The sequence below is a fragment of the Megamonas sp. genome, assembly GCF_986095205.1.
Map to the genome: position 1 here is coordinate 16,861 of NZ_CFQVBI010000003.1, position 23,653 is coordinate 40,513.

Consider the following 23,653-nt stretch of genomic DNA (forward strand, 5'->3'; position numbering starts at 1 on the left):
ACCATAGTATTTTAATATAATTACTATCTACATTGATGTAAATAACAATAGTAACGGTTAGCTTTGATATGTCTAATTTAGTCACTAAATTTGTAGTCAAATACAATGTTATGGGTAGGTACTTAACACAAGAAGAAGTCATAACTAGGCTGACAAACACATTCGGTGATAAATTAGACATATCTAAAGTTAAATATATAGATGCTAAAACCAAAGTTAAAGTTAAATGCAACGTATGCTCTCATGAGTTTGAAGCTAAACCGCTTCATTTGTTCAACGGGCATGGATGTCCAAATGTGCTAGAGCACTTGTAGGAAAGAAATGCAGAAATAGTACTGATAAGTTTATAGAGAAAGCTAATAAAGTACATAATTATAAATATGACTACTCTAAAGTTACATATGTTACTAATAGAGTCAATGTCTGTATAGTATGCCCTATTCATGGTGAGTTCTACCAGACTCCTCACTCACACCTATCAGGCAGAGGATGTCCGAAATGTTTATATAAGTCACAATATAATCTATATAACAGGTTGTGTAACGAGCTTCCAAATTTGGAAATATTATATGAATATAGTCCGGATTGGCTAGGTAAGCAAAGATTTGACATCTACATACCTAAATATAATATTGCTATAGAATATAATGGAGAGCAGCATTATAAACCTATGGCTAAGTTTGGAGGAGTAATTGGATATAATAAAACTGTTGAAAGAGACAGTCACAAACTAGAGAAATGTAAAGCTAATAACTGTAAGTTATATGTTTTAAGGTATAACTATAAGAATAATGACTTGCAAGAGATAATAAACACAATTCAATCTTTAAATTAACATAATTATGAAAATTCAAAGTAAAGTAGCTAGATTTATGCAACAAGGTGGTGCAGCTCCTGTACCACAAGACCCCGCAGCAGGAGGCGCACCTGCTGAAGGAGCACCAATGGAAGGCGGAGCACCGGAAGGAGCACAAGCAGGTAATCCTATGGAACAGATTCTTCAAGTGGCAGCACAGGCAGTGCAAACAGGTAACTGCGAAGCAGCTCTAACTGTATGTCAGACTCTTATGGCGGCAGCACAGGGAGGTATGGGACCTGGAGAAGCTCCTCAAGAGGAACCAACCTTTGCAAGAAATGGTTCTAAACTTAGAAGAGTTAGATAATCATTTAACAAGTTAGAAAGGGGCATATATCAAACAGTATATGTCCCTTTCTTAGTTTATAATACGATATGTCACAAGCAATAAGAAAGTATCAAACTGGTGGCAAGTCCTCACAAGAACCAGAGCTGTTTGAGTGGAAAGATGTTAACAAATATAACAAATCAGATTTAGTATCTGGCTTATATAGAAACATTGACACCTATATACAGAATAACGGACTAAAAGGGGACAAAGCTGACCAATTCAGAAAGGCTGCTGGTCAATTCATAGAGGGTCTTAAGTCCGGGACTGTGACTATGAATGGAGACGGAACCTTTACAGATGCTTCTGGGCAAATGAGTAGTACTGGTAAATATGACAAGAAATTTCTAGGATTAGGTACTAAGAATACAGAGAATAATGCATTCAACAGAGTTGGTGATTATGCATTAAGCTATATTAAAGGTATGAGTCCTTATAAGGCACAGGTTGAAGAGAAACCTCAAACTAAGGCAGCTCCAATTTCATTTAAACAAAGACTAGCTAATATAGCTATGGGAGGAAACTGGGATGATAGTCTATGGAGGAAGTTTAATTCACAAGACCGCTTAGGATTCCTAAGACAAGCAATACAATCTAGTCATAATGATTTCATTAATAATCCAGAAGCAGAATATAACAAAGATGTATTCGGAACTAGAGAGAATTGGATAGAGAGAAGCTCTAATCTATTAAAAGCTCTAGAAGACAATAAATATGACCCTGAAGACCTAAAATTCTCTGCCGCTATGGGCTATGGAGATTTAGGCGCTTATCTAAATGATGAAGTCTCTAAAGGAGGTAGTGATGTAAACTTGATAGATGCTTACAGGAAGTCCTTAATAGCAGATGCCAAAAGTAAAGGGATATTAGGAGATGAAGCAATTAACGCCTATGTAGAGAAAGGTCTAAGAGACCAAGCTAATAAGGAGAAAAAAATAATAGATACTAATAAGGCTGAACTGAAGACTGAAGCTACTAAGAAATACTTTGAGGATTATAGAAAGAATAATCCGTTTAAATCTTCCATGTCAGGACATTTCGGTAATGTTAATCCTAATTACAATGTTGACAATTTACTGGATTACTTGAAAGGTCAACCAGATATGGCAAATTATTTTACCAATGTATTAGGAAGAACTTCATTTAGACCAGACAACGGACAGCATATAGTTAATAATATGGATGCTGCCTTAAGTGTCATGAGGTCACAGTTCCCAGACATAGGCGATGGCTTTGTAGCAGTGCCCACTACATATGATTTCAATAATTATACTAGTATGGCATATAATCCTGAAACTAAACAGTACAAGGAAGTATCTATGCTAGATATACCTGCGTTGCAACAGATAGCCTATGCTCATTATGAGAATCCTACTGATAGTTCAAAACCTAGAGTTGCTCCTAGAGTACCAAAGCGGGGAGGTTCGTATTTCCAACAGGGAGGAAGTATAGGATTTAATAGGGAAGCTGCTAACGCTGAAATACTTAAAGCTATTAAGGAGAGAGACGCTAAACGTCAAGCTGACAAGGAAGCTAAAGTAGAACAATCTGTAGCATCTGGTAAATCTCCACAACAAGCTGTCAATGATAGTAGGAAGCCAGCAGATACTGGATTCACTGCTTCTGATTATGCAAGGCTTGGGGCTATAGGTGCTGATTTAATATCCATGATACCTGGAGCTGGGGTAGTAGGTTATGCTGGAACACTAGCCAATTTTGGAGCTGATTGGGGCCAAGATGGTCTTGACTGGGGAGATGCAGGACGTTTAGCTATGAATTTAGGTTTAGATACAGTTGGATTAATTCCCGGACTAGGCGCAGCGGCTAAAGGCAGTAAGGTAGTCAAAAATCTCATAAAATGGACTCCAAGACTATTATCGGCAGCAGCTGCAATAAACTATACAGGCCCTGGTATAGAATCGGCTAGAAAGCTAGCCACTAACCCAAAAGACCTTTCTGTAGATGATTATAGAAACTTAGCTGAATTAATAAAAGTTGTAGTTGGGGGTGGTAAAGGAGTTAAACGCCAAATACAATCTAGACAACTTAGAAATGCCGCTGCTACTGGAAATCATGTAATAACTAGCGCTACTGGTAAAGAATACACTGTTACCGGAGCACAGTTGGACGAGATAGCTAGTCATGGTAAACTCAAAGACCAACAGGCGGCTTTCCAGAAAATTACTAAGAGTGATGATAGATTAGGTCGTCAGGTTAATTTCTCATGGCACAATCCGTTTATAACCAGTTTGCCCAATTCTGTAGTAAGACCAGAATATAACTTCAACAAAACTAAAATAGTTAGTACTACTAAAGGTGATATTGAAGTGCCTCTAGTCTATTCAAATTCAGAGAAAGGAATAGTTAAAAGAATGCAAACTGGAGTTATATCTATTCCTGGCCTTGATAAGCCAGCTCAATGGTACAACTCTTTCAAATACAGAAATCTTAATAAAGGTCAAGCTAAGCCTTCAGAGCTGTTAGCATTACCTGCCCCTAATCAAGTAACTCCGTCTAACAGGGTATTTCACATGGGAGATGGTAAGTCAAGACAAGTTGTAGACATTACTGACCCAAACAAGCTGGCACAAACTAGAGCCACAGGAAATAGAAACAGACGTAATGAAGCTATTAGGAATGAAAGACTTAATAAGCAGGCTGAAGCTAGAGAAGCTCAAAAAGCTAGAAATGAAGCTTTGACTGCATGGGCTACTAATCAACCTTCACCTAAACAGCCATTAGCTGGAGCAGCTAGAGCTAATAAGGAAAGGACTTACAGAGAAGTATTCCAACCAGTAGCTGAACGTGAGTACAATAAAGTATGGGATGAAGCTGTTATTAACAGAAAGGACTTTGGATATGAGGATATGACTCCTAGAAGGAATGTGTATACTCCACCAACTCCAACTGAAATTACTGCTACTGCTACTAATACAATTACTGATAAGAATGCTAGATACTTATGGGAATTAGTTAATCCGCCCAAACGTAGTACTGCTCATGTTAAAAGAGAACTTCCTAAGAAGCAATCTAAACCTAAGACTAAGAAGAAGTCTAAGGATGACAGAGTTACTAAGAAAGCTAACGGAGGAGTGTTAATTCCTAAATATCAAGGAGGTAAAGGTATTAGAAATTTATCATCTGCTAGCGACTTAAGTTGGAATAAGGATATATTAGGAAGTAGTGGTTATAATAGTACTCTTGGCATGATTACTCCAAGTAACGCTTGGAATTATAATGATATGCAAAGGGAGTATAGTACTTTAGGATTTGGTCCAAACAAACCTGGAGCGGTTAGATTACCATACAGTGATAAGGTGGCTAGCTATCAAACTGACTTTAATGCTAATACTAATATTAACACTGGAACTATAGCTGGCTTAGAAAGCTCTGGAAGAATCAAAGGTAGGGGAGGAAGTTCTGATAATAATGCACAAGGGTACGTTGCTGATGGTTACGCAGGAGATAAAACTTGGTTAAGACATTTAGGAACTAACAATATTAGTGCTGACAATCTAGCTAAAGTTAGAGCTGGAGTTAATGATAATATTGATGTTATTAAGAACTTAAATACTGGAATGCTAAACTTTATGCCTAAAGCTAAGGCAGCAGGCATTACTAGTGGAAATCCACAACCAACTAAACTAGAATCTCCAGTTCCAGCTATGGGTAGTAATCCTACTAAGAAGCAAATTAGAGATGCTAAAAGGTCACAGAAAGCTGCCGGAGACGGTACTGTACGCGGAGCAGCTGGAGGTGAAAAGAAAGGTTTAGGAGGTTTTAGTGTGTTGCCAGAGGATGTGATAGCATTAGGTAGAATGGTTGGAGGATTGGCAACTAATAACAAGGCAGCTGAACAGTACAAAGCTGGATTAAAACCATTACTAATAGATACATATGAAAACACTGTACCTATTACTGGCAACTACTTTGCTAAGGCATCTGCTGATAGGCAAGCTTCTAATTTGACATCTCTTGCCGCTAGACCTAGAACTTCTGATGCATCACTTCAGCTTGCTGGAGAATTAGAAGCGCAGAATAAGGCTGGTGATATAAGATTCCAAGGAGATATGGCTGATGCTGATATGTTCTATAAGACAAGAATGATGGCTCAACAAGAGTCAGATGCTGCTAAGGCTAGAAGAACCGATGTTGCCAATAGAAATAGAGCTTCAATGCTACAAATTGATGCTGCTAAGGCGCAAATTGATTCTGCTAAGACTACAGCTAATTATCAGCAAGTTATTAATCCTTACCTATCTGGCATTGAAAATCAATTCAGACAGAATAGAGCAGCTCGTAAACAATACGATGCTGAATCTTATAGACAAGGGTTACTATCTACAATGCAGCCACAATATGATGCAGCAGTTCAAGCTGGAGATACAGCTAAACAGCAACAACTATTAAGACAGTACAATACAGATATGCTTAATTATTCTAGAAACAATGTTGGAATGCCTTGGATGTTCCAAAGAACTACTCCTTCTCCTAATGCCCCATATACTTATGCTAAGGGTGGAAGGTTGACAGCCCAGGAAAGGATTATAATTCAAAGAGCTAAGGATTTCAACAGAAGAATGCTAGCAGATAATAAGCAATTCCATAAAGACATAATGGCAGCGAAGAAGCAACATGCTGATATGATTAAACATATGTCTTCATTAACTTCTGAACTAATTAAGAAAGGAATGTCATGGAAATAATAAATAAAATACAGAAGCTACAGGGCGGGGGTATTCCCGCCTTTGTTAGCTATACTAACGTACCACAACCTCAACCTACAGCTCCTTATATGGAAGGTGCTATGAGTAGCAATGCAGAAGCAGATAAGAATACGATTGGAGGAATAGATAAGTCATTAATAACTGCTTTATATAAGGAAGGACTTATTAGTGACACTGACGCTGTAGCAGAAGAGATAGGTAATCTATTCAGTAGTCAGAACAACCCATTCAATCCAAATCAAACTGCCACAGCTTATAGAAGAACTCTTCAACTAATGGCAAGACTTAGAGAGGGCAAAACTCAACTAAAAGATGCTATAGCAGAATCACAGAAGAACGGCTCCTTTGGTGAAATGGCGATTACTACTGACGGTAGATATTATGTGATGGGAGAGGACGGAATTACTACTAAAGCAACTCTAGAGCAAGGTGATAGAGTTCTTACTAATGCTGACCTAGCTGACCTACGAGCTAATAAATTACCGTATGCTAATAATATATCAACTGTAATTGCTAATGGGGTTAGTATGGATAGTATTAATAAGACAGTATGGGACCTCATTGGTAAAATAGGTAAGGATAGCACTTCTAAAGAGTTCTTTAAAACTAAGAAAGGTAAAGATATAAAGGAGGGAATAGACGAATTACTAGCTGCTGGACAGGACGGAGTGTATAAAATTACAGAAAGTAATACTGACCAATCAAAGAAGGCTAGAGTAGCTCTTACTTACTTGCTGTCTACCATGCCTAATAATGCCAAGGCTTTACTAAGAGGTAAGGCTGCATTGTCTGGATTGGACCCTACTAAAGGTGCATATGAATTACTGGCTGGTATGATTTCATCTGGAATTGATTCTGACTATTCTATTAAAGTAGATTATGATAAGAATGCCACAGAGGGAGCATCTGGCTCTAAATCTAATAAGACTATGCAGATTAAACCTATTATGTCTTATTACATGGGAGAGAATGGAGATGCTGGTAAATATATACTTAATCCTGGACAAGGTTACCAAATGGAAGCAGATGCTGTATTTTATGGTACACCACAAGGGCAAGACGGTAACTTAGTTGCCAAAGGCTCATTAGAGTCACTATTAATGTCTGGAATTGGAGGTATTGTTGATAGCAATAGCATTCATTTAGGCAATCAGAAAGTCGATTCTTCTAAATTTGGGCAGGTGCTGTATGACGGAACTCAACTTGCAAGAGCAGTTCTACCGTACACATATGACCAAAACGGCAGTATAGCTCCAGACTTTGAACTTATGCCTAGATTCATTGAAGCTCAAAAAGAAATAGAATCCAGAGGAGCTAATATAAGTGCTGATGAAGTGCAGAGCATACTTATGAAGCACGACTTAGAAGGATATATGGTGCAAGATGCTAACGGAGGACTAGTTTGGGACAAATCTAAATTCCGTCCTTTCTTAATGACTAACGTATATGCTAGCGGGGAAGACCCATGGTTTGGCAGCAAGAAAGGTGCAATTGATGTAGATAGGGCAGGGGAAGGTTATATGACTAATATCAGAAGTATGCCTAATGTTGACCCTGATGATATAGAGAACTTATTTAAAGGAACACTTGGAATGAAACCTTATGATGACATATATAAAACAGTTGCTTATATGCCACTAAGAGAGAGTGCTGGATTAGCTCTTAACGTCGCTGGCGAGAATCCTACTGTACCTGCTGACTGGGGAGATATGACAATCCTAAAGGGAAGGGCAGCTAGAGCAGCTAAATTAGACTCATTTATGACTCCAAGTACATCTAAAATATTAAATAATTGATATGAATGATATAAAGAAACCTAATGATTGGTTTGTAGCTCAATTAGAGAATCCTTCATTTACTATGGACAATTTTAGAGATGTGGGATTAACAGCTGATAATACTGGATTACTAGATAAGAATACTTACAGGAATAGTAAGTTTGTCCAAGAAATGTTTAAGGATGAGAATGGTAAGTTTAATGAAGTAGCATTTAACCAAAAGTATGATAGTGCTGCATTTACTTATCAAAAGTTTGCCAATGACCAATTCGAGGATACAATCATGGAGGACGTTGATTGGGACCCATATTCTCAATTAAAACCTAATGATGCAGAGGATAGACCTATTAATTTTAATGTTAGAAGGGTACTTAATCCTGATAGATTGAAGACTGGTGTGTCACAAATAGGACGCACAGATAATAGAGAATGGACAGCATCAGAACTAGCACAAACACAGAAGGTATTTAACTACGAAACTGGTAAGTACGAAGACTATACTCCTAATGATAATGTTCTATTTGGCAGCCCATTAGGTTTCTTGAAATCACTTTCAGAACCTTTAGTACTTGCCCAATGGGATTCAGACGGAGAGCATAAAGACCCATACTCTGGCAGAATAGTTAAGCATAGTAAAGGTGACCTTAAATACAATGACGAAGGAACCTACTACTATGAGACACTAGCCGGAAGAGAAGCTTATGGTCGTAAGTTTAAATCTATGTTTGACAGTTTCACAGTAGACGGTTCTGCTGCTAATAAATATGACTTCTTTGATTCTGACGGACTTGATAAGTCTGTTACTGGTACTGTTATGAAGACAGTGACTTCACTAGCACCTTTATTTGTACCTTATGTGAATTTGGTATATGGAGGAGCTATGATTGGTGCCCAGTTAATGGATATATTACCTACTATTTATAAATCTACTCTAGGATTAAATGAAGACACTCCTACAGCTAACCTAATACAAGGTATAGGTAGGACATTTAAAGGCTCTAAATCAGAATACTCTCAAGGTAAATTGATGTCAGCAGAGAATTTCTTTGATTTAGTAACCGATGTGGCATTACAGTGGGGACAGCAAAGAACTATCTTCAAAGGCATGAATGCATTACTAGGTACAGATAAGAAGTACAAAGCTGCAATGCAAGCTGCTGATTTGGAATCAACTAGATTACTGGCTTCTAATCCTGATAAATATAAAGGAGCCATAGGCAGCTTGTATGAGATGAATAGGCTTAAAGGTACAAAAGCGTTTGAGACTATTCTTAAAAGAAATAACAGAATGGCAGCTAATACAGCTCTAGGTTATATGGCTATGATGCAAGGTCTTGAGACTTTTGAAGATGCTATAGAGCAAGGAGCTGATAGAGCAGAAGCAGCAGCTATAGCATGGGGAGCAGTAGCTGGCATGTATGCAGTTGATAGAACTGGACTTGGTGAATTATTCTTCCCAGAGCTTAAAGGAGACGCTCTCACTTACAGAAAGGCTATCTCACAAGTAACTGGAGAAATTAATAAGGGGCTGGGCCAACTTGCTACTAGTAACATGCCTAAGCCTAACAAGCTGGCTAAAATGTTTAATACTGCTAAACAATACTCTTCTAATTATTGGTCTGACATTAGAAATCATACTACAGGATTCGTAGGTAAGGCCATAGGTGAAGGTCTGGAAGAAATGTCTGAAGAATTGGTAGTTGACCTATCGAAAGCTACATTTAACTGGGCTCAGGAAATGGGTTACACTAAGAGTAAACAGAAACTCGACGCTTGGGAGAATGCAGCTGAAAGATATGGTATGAACTTCTTCGGAGGAGCCCTTGGTGGTGCTATCTTCTATGGTGTAGATATTGCACAGAATAGAAAGGCTACTAATGAACAGACTAACCAAGAACTTATCTACCTTATTAGAAATGGTAGAACTAGTGAGTTAATGGAAGAGCTGAATGATATGCGGAGAAAGGGCAAGCTTGGTAATAAGAATCTATCTGCTACTAAGACAGAAGATACAGACCAAGGCACAATATGGACCTCTCCTACTACTCCTAGTGACAATCAAAACGAAGCAGTCTATACCATGACTAAGAATTACCTACAGCATCTTGACGCTGTTATTAATCAAGAAGGGCTTAACTTCTCTGATGAACAGCTTCTTGACAAAATGGTAATGGGAGACGTTAGGATGAAAGCTCTAGCTAGCTTTGAGGTATCAGACGGGCAGAAGTTCGGTAGAGCTATAGAGAACGGATATAATGGCAAAATGCTTCAGGATTTTAACAGTTTAGTTTCTGACATTGTAGAAGTTCGTAGAAAGATAGCTGCATTAGAGTCTAATACACAAGACACTGGAACAGAAAGTAAGAAGAGTACTACTTATGCTGACGACTTACAAAGGCTAAGACAAGAGAAGGCTGACCTTGATTTGAAGAAACAGAAATTCCTAGACGGAACATTCTCTGAATACTATACTGGTCAAATGCTGTTCGCTATTGATAATAGTGTAAATGCATTCTTCTATGCACCAACATTTAGGGATTTTGTTGAGTTTAAATCAGGACAAAGATTCCAAGATATGGCTCCAGAACAAGTTAAAGGTTACGAGTCTGATTATGCATCTTATAAACAGCAAGACAAGATGCAAGCTCTTGATACAGCATATGGTATATTTAAGAAACTCAATAAAGATTTCTCTACTAAACTTGAAGAAGGTACAGTAGCTTATGATGATTATTATAAGTTCAAAGCATGGGCATATAATAATCTAATCGATTTAAGAGCCACTGTTGACAAGTTAGATGTGCCAGAAGGTGCTGATGCTGAACAGGTACTTATTTCTAAATTAGGAAGAGACAAGAATATTAGACCAGTACTAAACAAGAAGTTCGTAAGAGAAAGATTCTCTCCTATTGAAGGTGAGTCTGAAGTTGACGCAGACCTAAGACGTCAAGCTATTGAAGTTCAGAACCTAGAAGTAATCGGAAGAGTGCAAGCTGTAATACAACAAGCTATGCAGTTTGGATTTATGGATGCTGATACCAAGGAGATTCTATTAAGTGTACTTGGAGACAAAATCTCTAATGAAGCAGCATTTGATGTAGTGTTAAAAGCTATTGCAAATGATGTACCAGTTTTAGATATAGACGGGAACAGAATACCACATCCTATATATGATGCCTTATTAGAAACATTAAAAGACATAGACGGTAATAATTTGGATACTGTTATAGACAATATTCATAATATTCTTCATTCTGATGTACATAGAAAGAGACTTGTTTATGACACTTTAGACTTCATGGACAACAATGGGGACGTGTACCCTTCGGAAGACGCTCCTGTAGTAATGGAGAAAGTCGAAGAGAGAATAAATAATTTCGAGAAGACATTTGTACAAGCAGCTAAGGATATGGAAAGTCTTGTAATGTCTAATCCTACTAATGCTACTATAGCTCAATTAAGGAAGGATGTTTTACAAATCAAAACTAGTCCAGTATATGATTTCCTTGACCAACTTACTAATACTGTATATGGAAGCAAACTCACTATCTTTGACTTACTAAGAGATGAGAATAGAAGACTAGAGAACGCCCCTTCTGTATCTGACTACGTATTGGACGGTAATAAGGAGAAGGAAATAGACCAAGCATTCAAAATCATAGACATGCTTAGTGCTGTTATCGATGCCAGTTCTACTACTGATTTAGACATCAATAATCCATTTGGGCACAATGCTACTATGAATTACTTCTTAGAAACCTACTTCCCAAAGGAAGAGAAATATGGGATTATTAGAGGTGATATAGCTGCAATCATGAAAGAGGAGTTGGCATTAATAACTAGGCAACTCACATTCTTGAAAGAGTTGTCCAGAATGAATGCTGTTAATCAGTTCAGCAAACATGGTAGAACAGGTCAACAAATATCTAAATTGACAGCTAATATATTAAAGGGTAAGGATAGATACCAGTTCCTAAAAGAACTTAAGTATAAAGGCATGCAGCTATTTAAAGATATAGATACTATGCCAACCCCTACTCTTGATGATATTGACAATGTTAGCTATGACAATCCGCTTATCTCTAAGGAACTTAGTTCATTGCAGAACAAACTGTATGACAACTTCCAGGAGATAGTGCAAACTACTGGAGATTCTCCACAAGTTATATTGAAGGACCTATTCTCTGATGTAAGAAATCAATTCAACATTAATAATTTGGTAGAGCAAAGAAACACCAAATTTAGCCCGGAGACTAAATCTTTAGAGGATTATGATGTTTATATGCTATTACATGCAATGATAGCTTTTAAGAAGTCAGATTTTGATTATTACTTAAGAGAATCCCTTGTTGAGACAGATGCTAATTATGCCCCTTTATATTCACAAGAATATGCTGCATATTTGGCTACAGCTATGGCAGTTAATCCGGATATAATGAATGCTGCTGTTAATAATATAGATACTCCTAAAGGAACTTATGGTAGCGAGTTAATACGATACTGGAATACTGTAATGGTAGACGGTATTGGTGGTGCTGGTAAAACAGCTGTTATTGCTAAGTTAATTCAGAACATTGTTAAGAAGTACTATCCTGATGCAGAGATATGGAAGGTAGGTCCAACTAAACAACAAGTTGACAATCTTGTTAATTCTTTGGGAAGTGAAGGCAAAGCGTTTACTATAGAGGATTTAATGAGTCATGTATTGGGAGAATCTAACTATGCAGAGCTGTCTAATGACATATTACATAATAATAAGGAGTCTAAGCAGTTCACAATAGAAGAACTTGGCCCCATTACATCGCCTGGTGGAACAGTAATGGAATCTTATAGAGCTGCCATTATCAATGAAGATATAGAGTATAACGATGTTCAAACTCCGAGGCTTGTATTTATTGATGAGGCTACTTGGGTAAATAGCCTTTATATGCAACATTTGTCTAACTGGGCACATAAGAATAATGTAACTATTGTTCCACTAGGAGACTTAAATCAGAATGGATATGAAAATCCTACTATTAGTGTCTACAATGTTAAGTCATCTGAATCTTTAATGGTCAGAACTCCTAAGCTGGATATTAGCTTACGTATTACTAATACTCAACAGAATGATAATAATACTACGGTAAATGCGGCTTTGAGTGTGTTGACATTTACTCCAGAACAAATGGCTGATTCTGAAAGTCAAGCTAATGCTGTTAATAGTGTCAAAGACACAATAAGTAATATGATGGAGCTACATTATTATCAGGACGAAGACAATATCCTTAATGGAAGTAAATTTGTCACTGCTATTACCGAGGACGATGTTAGACAAATACTAGAAAGGGACGGAGAAGTTGGATATGTGTATGATGATGAGAATACTCCTACTTACAAAATGCTAACCAATATGGCAGATAGTAGGATTATTATGCGTACTCCTAAATCAGTTCAAGGTTCTGAGTTTAAACATGCTATAATTGATGTAAACTTCAGTAAGTATAATACAAATACAGTCTCTGGACTTATTGATTATATGAAGTCATTTTATACTATGATGTCTCGTTCTAAGGACGGAGCTTATTTTATTAATAGCAACATGGGAACTATTATCAAAGAAGCTAATTTACGTCAAGATGAATATACATCTACTACTTCTGACCCTTCTGCTGTGATAGATAGATTCAAGGTAATTAGAATGGCTGCATTTAATGCCGAATTAGAGGGATATACTCCTTCTAGGAAAGCACAGGAGCCACCTATACCTGAACCTGCTCCAGTTAATCCAGAAGAAGCTCCGGAGCCAGTAAAATCTACTGATATACCAGAGCCTACTCCTACAACTAAAGAGAAATCTAAGGAAGTGCAAGCTCCTACATTTATACCACCTAGTAGAACTATGACTGGCACTAATGAGCTTGAAAATGAGTTCTTAGCAGATATAGAGGGTAAAGGAGAAGAATCTGTTATAGATGAATCATTACTAAGTGAACCTCTTTCTGGAATTAGAGCATACGGCTGGTATATGAGATATGGTATGGCAGAAACTTCCGATGGTAAATTTACTAGAGTGGTAAGGAATGATGTAGTTGATGATTTGAATGTCTTCACTAGAAGTAATGTAGAGTATGATACTAATACATTACAACCTGCCAAGGATATGTTAGTAGACGTTAGAAACTACTTGACATTTGGCGAGAAGTTTGATGCTGACTTCATTCAGAAACTAAGCGACAATGGTTATAAATACTTAGCTGGATTGGGTGCAGAAGTTTGGAATAATGGTACGTTCAATCTAGAAATCAGGAAAGATGATACTAACGAAGAAGGCACTGATAAAGCTAGAGACAAACAGGGTTATGACTCTACTAAAGTAGAACCTGTTGCGTTCAATATAGTATATAGAATACCTATGGAGAAGGGTAATGATTTGCAATTCACTATAGGTAAATTAACTAATCCTGATACTTGGCAGAAATGGAACAACAGTAATGGTAAAGATGCTGATATTGCTGCTAGAATTAATAAGTACAAGAAGTGGTATAAGAATATGCAGAAGGAAATCTTAGATAATCCTAGTACTGTTAAATACCTTGGAATTGATGAAAGCGACATATCATTCTCTGCTGCGACTAGACTTAAGAAAGTTCCAGACCAAACTTGGAACTTGGATAAGGTTAGAGAAGCATTTCCCAATGCCATTATTAGTCCGATGTATCTTTATGCAGGACATGGTGGAGTAGCTATGGTAGATAAGTCTGTAAGAGGTAAAGGTGTAGTATTTGCCACTTCTAACAAACATCTTAAAATTGACGGAGAGAAGGTAACTGAATCTAATCTTGCAGAGATGTATCTAAGAATGCAGAAGAAGCGTAAAGCTGCACTAGATGAAGCCAAATCTAGAGGTCTTAGTGATAAGGAGGCTCAAGCTGAAGTAGCTAAGACGGTACCACCACTTATAAGAATGATAGTAGCTAATTCTAATGGAACCTTTATTGATAATTACTTTAGACTGTCTTTTAATGATTTAGTTCATACTGCTGATGACGGTAAAACTAAATTAGACAAGAATCAAGTAAAGGAATATTTAGGAACATTTGGAAGTAATACTACTGCTGCCAGAATGCTAGTAAGTATGTGGAATTACAGGTCTGGATTAAAGAACTTCATTAAGGCTTATGACACTTACAGGCAGGCTAATAACCTTGATGATGTTAGAGGTACTTCTGAAGTTAATGAGTTTAATAGGCTGATTGACCAGTCTACTGTGGACGGACAGAAGAGAGTTCCTTGGGATTCTTCTATTTATAATGGATTTATGTTTAGACTTACATATGCAGATGCTATTAAGACTAATGCTCCTGGTATGGTAGTAAGACCTATAAATTTAAGTAGAAACGAATGGCAAACATTTGACTCTAACGGTAAAGTTCCTAGAACTCTTACATACGGTGTTTACATAGACCCTAAAGTAGCTCAAGCTCAACTATCTATATTGGATAATCTATTTAGCATATTGGAAGAGTATATTTCATTACCAGGTAATCCGAACTTCACCATAGCTACTAATGGCAGAGATATGGACAGTATCTTAGCGCAGTTAATAGCTGACGACGGAGCCATAGAGTTAACCGACGGTAAGAATACTTATAAACATGCAGCATCTAATATAGGTGGAATGGGCGGCTCATTCAAAATGGTTGGATTATTATCATCAGTTTACAAACTATTCTCTGCTGGTAAGAAATCAGATGAAAGTTATGTATTCCGAGCTAAAGCTAGAGACGGTAAAACGAAGGAAACTAGGTTAGAGGAATTATCATTTAATATAGTTAGAGCAGTTAGAGATGCAGGTAGAGATAACTACTTCTCTGTACTAAATAACATGTTTAATGTGATATTCCATGGCACTCCAACTATTAAAGAAGGAGCTGCAACTACTACATATGCTCCATTTATAAATGGAATATATTATACTCCTAGAACTCCGACTTCACATGATAGTAGACCTTCTGATTTCTATCCAACTAGAAATAATGACAATCAATTCTATATTGATACTGCTATAGAAAGTCCTAACTTTGAAATAACCATTGACCCTACTGTATTATCAGAGAGACAATTTAATAAAGGAGTTCCACATAACAGACAGTCAGAGTTTGATAATAACATTACGTTAATTGCTAATGGAGTATCCAGTGCTTTCACTGGCTATACCTCAATAGACCAAATCCTTAATGATGCACGCAATGAATATCTAGAGAAAGGTGATATTGCATTAGATGAAATATTAAAAGGAGTAGCAACTAAGGTAAATACTAGTCTTACTAATGACATAAATAACAGACAGCTATTAATTAATAACGACCCTGTAATTCATCTAGATATGACTGTTGATGTTAACAACATGCCAGTCATTAATAAGGTACATACTCTATTACAGGAAATAAATGTTAAGAGTCCGTCTGTACTACCCAAAACTAAAGACGGAGAGATTGATACTACGGGTATTCAAAATGTTGATTATAGTAGTGGTAATTTACAAGATTTTACAGTATATTTGCAAGGTGGACAAACAATTAAAGGAAGCATTATTGGAAGTGAAGTTAATATAGTTGATACAGTGATGTATGAAGTTCCATTTGACCCTAATAGAGAACAGAAACTCAAGATATTCGAAGATACCATTGGAGACCATGAGAATCTTAGGGAGACCGAAATCATGACTGTTATCCAAGAATTGAGAGCTACTACCTCTCTTACTCCGGAAGCTGCTGATGCACTTCTTGATAAGATAAGATTAGTGGACAATCACTTCGAATGTTACTTGACTGATGAGCAACTTGACGACCCTGACATATTAGATGTTATGGAATATATTAACAGTCTTGCTAATAATAAGCAAATAATTGATAGTCAGAACTGTAAATTAAATATATAAGAATAATGGCATGTACTAACTTTGACATAGGACTACATAGGATTGATGCCGAAAGTGTCCTTAGAGGAACAGTACTTAAGTTTAGAAAGGCTGAACCGTTGTCTACTACAGACTTTGTTCAGCATTTCTTTACTAACTTGAAAGGTACTAACCTATTCAACCTGGAGAGCGAGGCAGAATACGTCTCGCTTTCTAAGGTTTTTGAAGATTATATTAAAACATCAAGAATACTTAAAGATACACAGAAAGAACAGCTGTTAGCTGAATATGCACAACCTCTAGGTCAGAACTTTGGACTTTCTCCTGAAGCAACTACAATTGAAGTAGCTGATAAGGACCTTATTATTCCGGATGCTCCAGAGAATATTAATAATGAGGTTTCCAACTCGGAGAAGAGAATACTTACTCCGTCTCTGAATGATACGTATGGCTCTGCTACAGTAGTAAAAGAGTACATGCTAAATCAATTCAGATATAATATAATTGAATCGTCTTTAGTTAATTTTACTGATGGTAAATTAATCAAGACTACTGATGATTTGAACATATATATTGCTAAATATAAGAATACTATGTTCAAGAACTTAGTCGATTATATTAAAATGACTAATGAAGAAGATGGAATTACTACAGATTTCAATATGCCTAACGCTATCTACATAGATGGAACTCCAGATGTGGAAGGTATGCAGAAAGTTCTTAGACTAGCTGATGAATTGTTTAAGGACATGCCTAGGTCTAAACTAGACAATGCATATGTCTCAAGAAAGCAGAAGTTCGGAGACCTGTATAAGAATCAAATGCTGATTGATGCGTTTAATGCTTGGGCTGTACTGTCAAATGGTAATTTTGATACTATTCTTAAGAATCTATTCGGAAAGAATATGGAGATTAAGAACAAAGGATATATTGGAATAGAGATTCCCGTATCAGTTAATAAATATCAATTTAGAGCTGGTTCTAACATGGTTAAAACCTGGAGAACTAATGAGAATGTGGATGCAATATCTGAAATAGGTAATGTGTCTAGGTTACTTATTGAGCAAACTCCTGTGCTTAACTTTACCACTGGAGAGCAAATAAGGGACAATTACCTTACACTTAAACAGTTCTTGCATTCAATGAATAAGCTTAAAGACGAAGCGAACTTTCTATATTTTGGAGACAGACTGCAAGAATTAGTTATTAACTTCCATTCAGCTCCTAATTATTACTTGAAGAGGATTCTTGAAGAAATTATTAACAATGGGGGAGGTTCTAGAATATTTCAAATAAATGATTTGAATGTATTTAAATCTATTTATGAGAAGTTCTATAATGATAGCAGAGCTAACTCTCTATATAACATTATTAATAACGATTACAAGCAATCCAAAGCTATAACCACCTATGATTTGCTTGATTCAATATCTGGAGTTGTAGATAGAACTAATAATGCTAAGTACATTCAGTATGCCATGAATCAAGACACAAATGACCTAGATTCTATGGAAATTAAACAAACTAATGTCAACAGACGTAAAATCCAGAGAGAGAATGATATTGATATTAGTAATGAATTACGTGGCAACAGACAAGAACTACTTGACAAGTGGGGAGTAGAAGTACATAACGCTACTCTGGGAGACATCTCATTTAAATTACCTTATAATGGCGACACTATTACTCTTATATATAATAGGGCTGCTATTGGTAGTAAAGGTCAAAAGAAACTTGAGTTAAGTCCTTCTGATAAGGTTAAATATGGTTCATTAGATACTATATTAAAAGAGCCTTCATTTACTACACTAAAAGCAATCTATGAAGAGAATAACCCTCAAACTATAACTCCACAGGAGAGACTATATGTATCTTTAGTAGAGTTTATGGATGATTTCATTAATACTAGATTCCTAAATGGCAACATAGATTTACTGGCGGCATTTAAGAATGTAAAAGAAGCAGACAATCTAAAATATCTAACAGAGAACTTAATGTCTCTAGCTAATAGTTCTGCATTTGTAAATACAGTATATAATGAGTTCGAGACTAACAATCCAGACAACCTAGACCTGTATTCATTTATTAAGACCCTTAAATATTATACTGATAAAGTTGATGAGGATAGTCCAGAAGCTAGATTCTACTACGACAAGTCATCTAACTCATTAAAAGCTATTGATGGTGCTTTAATTAACACTTTGAATGATTTAGTAGCAGCAGAGCAAATAGTAACTGGAGAAATATTTAAATCTGTTATTAAGAACGCTGAAGGTAATAATATTCCTAATAGTAGGATTGCTAATTTAGCTGGATTGACTAGAAGATACGTCACAAGAACCATTATAGAGAATCCGAACTCTTCTTTAAAGAATACATTATTTGGATTAAATCCAGGTATGCTTAGAGGTACATCAATTAAAACCGATGTTGTTAGTAGAACTGGAGTTAAGAAGAGTGCTACTAGTTTCTCTGTAGCAGAGATTGGATATTCTTCAATATTATATGACTTCTATGCTAATCTATTAAGGAAGGTTGACAAAGGACAATCTAAGACTATTAATGTTCAACCTACTGTATATTCTGATAAGGGAACATTCGTAATGTGGACCTTAACTGCCGACGGAATCAAACTTGTTGACGAGAATGGAGAAGAGTTTACTATTGACTTACTTAATTCATCAATTTCCGATTTAAACAAAGCTATTAGGTCTACTGTTGGTTCTTACTATAAGAACACATTTAATAATGTGCTTAATGACTATAGAAATGTATATAGAGGAAGTCTTGATACATTCTTGCAGAGACTACAAGAGAATGGACTAACAGATGCTTATAATAGCATAGTTGGTAAGCAAGCAGCAGTGGATGCAGAGAATGCCAAAATAGAAGCACATAATGCTAAATTAGCAGAAGAAGTTGCTAAACAACAAGCATTAGCTGATGCGGCATTGCAGGCTGGAGATTATATGGAAATTGATGCAATTAATAACTATATATTAACAGAATTACAGCCTAAGGAACCTATTGACTTAGTAGATAAAATGACATTTAAAGACTTTCAAGCAATATTGTCAGTAACTACTAAAGGAGAATACGGTGATATGTCTTACCGTAATGGAGTTCCTAATATTGATAATGTACATGTTAATAAGGGAGGTTCGTTTGTCCTAAATGGAAACAAGAAAGGTGGACTGTCTCCAAATGCTCTATTGAATTTCAATGCTAATGAGTTATATGCTAAGGAAGATGTATATAATAAAATGTTCTTGAGAGAGAAGAAGAAGTTTGTCAAAGATATGATTGATAATAATATGACATTCCCTCTTAGATACGCTAACGGTAGAGTAAACTCTGTTTTAAATAAGGCATTAAATACTCTTATTCCTACTGATAAGGCATCATGGATAAACAATGATACTCAAGAATTAATACTAGCTAAGCAAGGAGACAAGGTACTTAGTAGGTTGTCTGACTTAGATAGTACATGGTTAAGAAATGATGAAGATATTACTTTAAATCCTATTCTCGAAAGATACTTCTTAGCTGACTTTCTAACTTCAGAGAACTTGCGACTAGTCACTACAGGTAGTAGTATAGCACATCCTAATAAAGCTAAATATGGTAAAGTTAATCCTGCGTCATTTAATGGCATAGAGTTAGAACAATCTTCTAGAGAACTTGCAGAATTAAAAAGAAATGTAATTATACCAGGTACATTGCAGTACTTCCAACAGAACAGTTTATTAGGTATTCCTAAAACATACAGACTAGCCATTATGAGCGACGTTGCAGCATTTGTGTACAACTTTAAAGGCGAGACATCTACTGTAGATGCACATGACGGTTCTGCGTTCTGCAATCCTATTATGTCTTATTTAGAGAACTTCTCATTACAAGACTCTGCTGTAGGTGATGATAAAAAGCCTATTGGGCATGACTTCAATGGGGATTATGGTACTGCTTCTTTGTTGAAATTTGCTACATTCTCTACATACAACGAAAGAATGAGAAACTCTATGAAATCTGACATCAGTCTGTATAACATGTTTAGAAAGATGTCTGATTTCAAATGGAATCAGTCTACAAACCAGTTTGATAATGCTTATGAAGGAATAGACCTTACTAAGAACATATTCGGAAACACTATGGAGCTTAAAGATGTTACTGGTGGGGAAAGAATATTCTACAGGGACGGTAATAATCATTACGAGATATTAGGTCTTGACAGAGTAGGTGACGGATTATATAATATCAGAACTCAAGCAGTTAATGAATATGGTAATCCAGTTAAAGCTGTAGGAGACGCTAATGTAATGGTTCAGTTAAATGTTCCTATTAATTCATTATTTGAATTACATGCAGCATTAGGTGGAGTATATAGTGAATCTCTTAGAAATGGAGAACTTGCTTATAGTGATGCTTCCTTAGCCGTTACCGCTAATTATGCTAACAATGTAGGTTGGTATAGACCTAATGGAGAGATACCTTCTCAACGTAATACTATTCAGCCGCTTAAACATAAGATGATTGCTTACTTGGTTAATAAGTCTGCAATTAAAGTAGGAGCTCAAAATATAAATGGAGATAGTTCTTGGTTTGATGACAGTCCTTTAATGGAAATGGAATTTAATACTGAAGGTCTTGGTATTCAAATGGATGCAGACCATGTAGTAACTGACCCAGAACATCAATCTACAATGACAGAGTTCTCACAGGTAATCTCTGCATTAGAAGCTATGGGATTTACTCACAGTATGGCTAAAATGGCATACAAAGATTTGGGTAGAGTGGCATTATCATCAATAGGCGGCATTAGAGATGCAGTGTATACATTAGTTGGGATTAAACCTACTGACAATCCTGATGTTAAATCCGATATTTATGAAATAGTAGGTAAAGCTATTATTAAGGAGCTTAATAAGGACGGAGATGAACTTGGTACTGCTAAGACTATTATTGAGAAAGCTAAGGCAGAGTTTGCATTAGATAGAAAGAATAATAATTCTCATGGAACTGATGTATATAAAATACCATACAGTGACCCTTCTATCTTTGGTAAAACTTTATCTTCGTTTACATCTAATATTAATAAAACTGCTATCAAGAGGAAGTTCCCAGGTATGGGTGCAGTTATGGCTCCTGCATACAATATAGTACAACAATTCCGCATAGGAGGTACTAATTATAAATATGATGATATTTATAGGATTGCTTCCGAACAAGGAATGACTCCTGATGAGTATTTACAAAGTGAGCAAGCTAAAATAGAGGCACAGCCAGCATCTACTATAGATAGATTACTTCCTGGAGATAGAATCAAATTGCCTATTCAAGAAGTAGCATCAGTGGTGGCTAGAATTAGCCAAAATGCATTAGACAAGCAAATAGCTCTTGATTTGGCTGTTAAGAGAACTCTGACAGAACTTGAGAAAGCACAGAATGGAGACGGGGAAGGTGTAGAGATAGCTAAAGCACAGGATAACTATGACAAGGCTGTGTCTGCACAAGCTAAGAATCAAGCCAATTCTTTAATGACTGTAGACCAATATCTAGCTGATAGAGGTTGGAGTATAGAGGGTAGTTACGTACCGGTATATGTAAATGATTTTGATACGTATAACTTAGTAAAAGCTAATTTCTCTCAATTCTATACTGATATTACTAGACCTACAGACTTAAAGCCAGCAGAGATTTATTGGGAAGATATGACCGGTATGAGACATAGCATATTTGATATGCCAGCTATACAAAGGTCATTCAGTGAAAGAACTAAGTATGACGGAGGTAAACTTCCTAAAGCTTTAGATTCTGAAATACAAGCACAAATACAAGCAACATTTACGTTACTGGACAACGGATATATGCCTGTAACTGGCATTCAGAAAGCAGAGTACTTAGCAGACCCAGTCGCATTCAGTGACAAATATGCAGCTAATGGCTATATTAGGGATTTAGGTAATGGAGATATTGCTATTCCTATTCAGAATCTAGTCAATAATCCTGCTGAACTTTCTATTAGTAAACTATATGTAGACCAGTTTAACTTAGGACCTAATGATAGTATTAATGATGTACTTACACAAGGATATCAGTTCTTCGTTAATAGGTATGATAAATATCACGCTCCTAAAATTAAATGGTATGATATGATGTTTACTAGAGCTAATGGTAAACATGTGTATGTTGCACTCGGAGAAACTCCTTCTCTAATGGAACATCTATCAGTTAATAAGGCACTTACTGAATCTGATTTCGTTAGAGTTGGTAATAGTGTTATGAGGGTAGATGAAAATGGTGAGAAGATGTACGAGGCTGGATTCTATGATGAAAGTGGAGAGTATCATGAAGTAGTAACATCTTACAATGCATTAGGTAATAATACTACTGAAGAAGTATTAGTAGCTAAAACTCCTGACAGTGTTATTGATATTTATGGAATGGATAGTTTTGATTCTGTTAAAATTAACCAATACACTAAGAATAAGGAAATGATGCAGCAAGTAATTGAAGCAGGTTCTGAAAGAAATGATAGATTGCTTAAATTACTATTTGATACTTATAAAGAGAACGAAGGAGAAGAGTTCAGTGTGTCTAGATTGGCTTATCAATTAGACGGAATAGAGAAGAATCAGAAGATTATAGATGCCAAGAAGAAGTTTGTATCATTCCAGAAATCACTTGAATTTACAGTAGCTCGTATTCCTGCACAGACAATGCAGTCATTTATGAAGATGAAAGCTGTGGCATTTAATGACTCTGATAAGAATGTGGTACATGTATCTCACTGGCAAACCTGGCTTCAGGGAAGTGATTATCGGCTAAACCTACCGTTTAGGTTAGCTCCATTATAAATATTGTAATCACTATAATAAATCTCGTGAACTGACGGGGAACTCCTTAGAGTCTAACCTACTAAACTAGGGCAGAAATGTACTTAGTGGCAGTAATTAACTACTACTGGTATAGTAAAAAAGGTTAGAATTGGACAATCCGCAGCTAAGCATCCTAGATAAATATATTGATATAAGACTTGTTACTCGACAACATAAGTCCTATCTT

At 36.3% G+C, this 23,653-nt stretch carries 7 protein-coding genes and 1 pseudogene; all 8 read left to right on the forward strand.

Annotated elements, in window-relative coordinates:
• Positions 1-110 precede the first annotated feature (110 nt).
• The 8 genes and pseudogenes from AC5LAX_RS00620 to AC5LAX_RS00655 all read left to right on the forward strand — a co-directional run bounded on the left by AC5LAX_RS00620 (position 111) and on the right by AC5LAX_RS00655 (position 23,445).
• Complete coding sequence (locus AC5LAX_RS00620) at positions 111-314, forward strand: DUF723 domain-containing protein (protein WP_493263610.1); 204 nt, start codon at positions 111-113, stop codon at positions 312-314.
• A pseudogene (locus tag AC5LAX_RS00625) lies at positions 287-490 on the forward strand (DUF723 domain-containing protein); the annotation flags it as partial. The gene AC5LAX_RS00620 and the pseudogene AC5LAX_RS00625, both read left to right, overlap by 28 nt.
• Positions 491-556: 66 nt before the next feature.
• Positions 557-835, forward strand: coding sequence for a PDDEXK family nuclease (locus AC5LAX_RS00630; protein WP_493263612.1), 279 nt, complete (start codon positions 557-559; stop codon positions 833-835).
• Positions 836-842: 7 nt separating this feature from the next.
• Positions 843-1,163 (forward strand): hypothetical protein, encoded by a 321-nt coding sequence (locus AC5LAX_RS00635; RefSeq protein ID WP_493263572.1) that lies wholly within the window; start codon positions 843-845, stop codon positions 1,161-1,163.
• A gap of 68 nt (positions 1,164-1,231) precedes the next feature.
• Positions 1,232-5,890 carry a hypothetical protein gene (locus AC5LAX_RS00640; RefSeq protein WP_493263573.1) on the forward strand — a complete coding sequence of 1,553 codons (4,659 nt, stop codon included), beginning with the start codon at positions 1,232-1,234 and terminating at the stop codon, positions 5,888-5,890.
• Positions 5,881-7,707 (forward strand): hypothetical protein, encoded by a 1,827-nt coding sequence (locus AC5LAX_RS00645; protein WP_493263574.1) that lies wholly within the window; start codon positions 5,881-5,883, stop codon positions 7,705-7,707. Before AC5LAX_RS00640 ends, AC5LAX_RS00645 begins: the two co-directional genes overlap by 10 nt.
• A 1-nt stretch (position 7,708) precedes the next feature.
• Positions 7,709-16,612 (forward strand): AAA family ATPase, encoded by an 8,904-nt coding sequence (locus tag AC5LAX_RS00650; protein WP_493263575.1) that lies wholly within the window; start codon positions 7,709-7,711, stop codon positions 16,610-16,612.
• A gap of 98 nt (positions 16,613-16,710) precedes the next feature.
• Positions 16,711-23,445 carry a hypothetical protein gene (locus AC5LAX_RS00655; RefSeq protein ID WP_493263576.1) on the forward strand — a complete coding sequence of 2,245 codons (6,735 nt, stop codon included), beginning with the start codon at positions 16,711-16,713 and terminating at the stop codon, positions 23,443-23,445.
• Positions 23,446-23,653 lie beyond the last annotated feature (208 nt).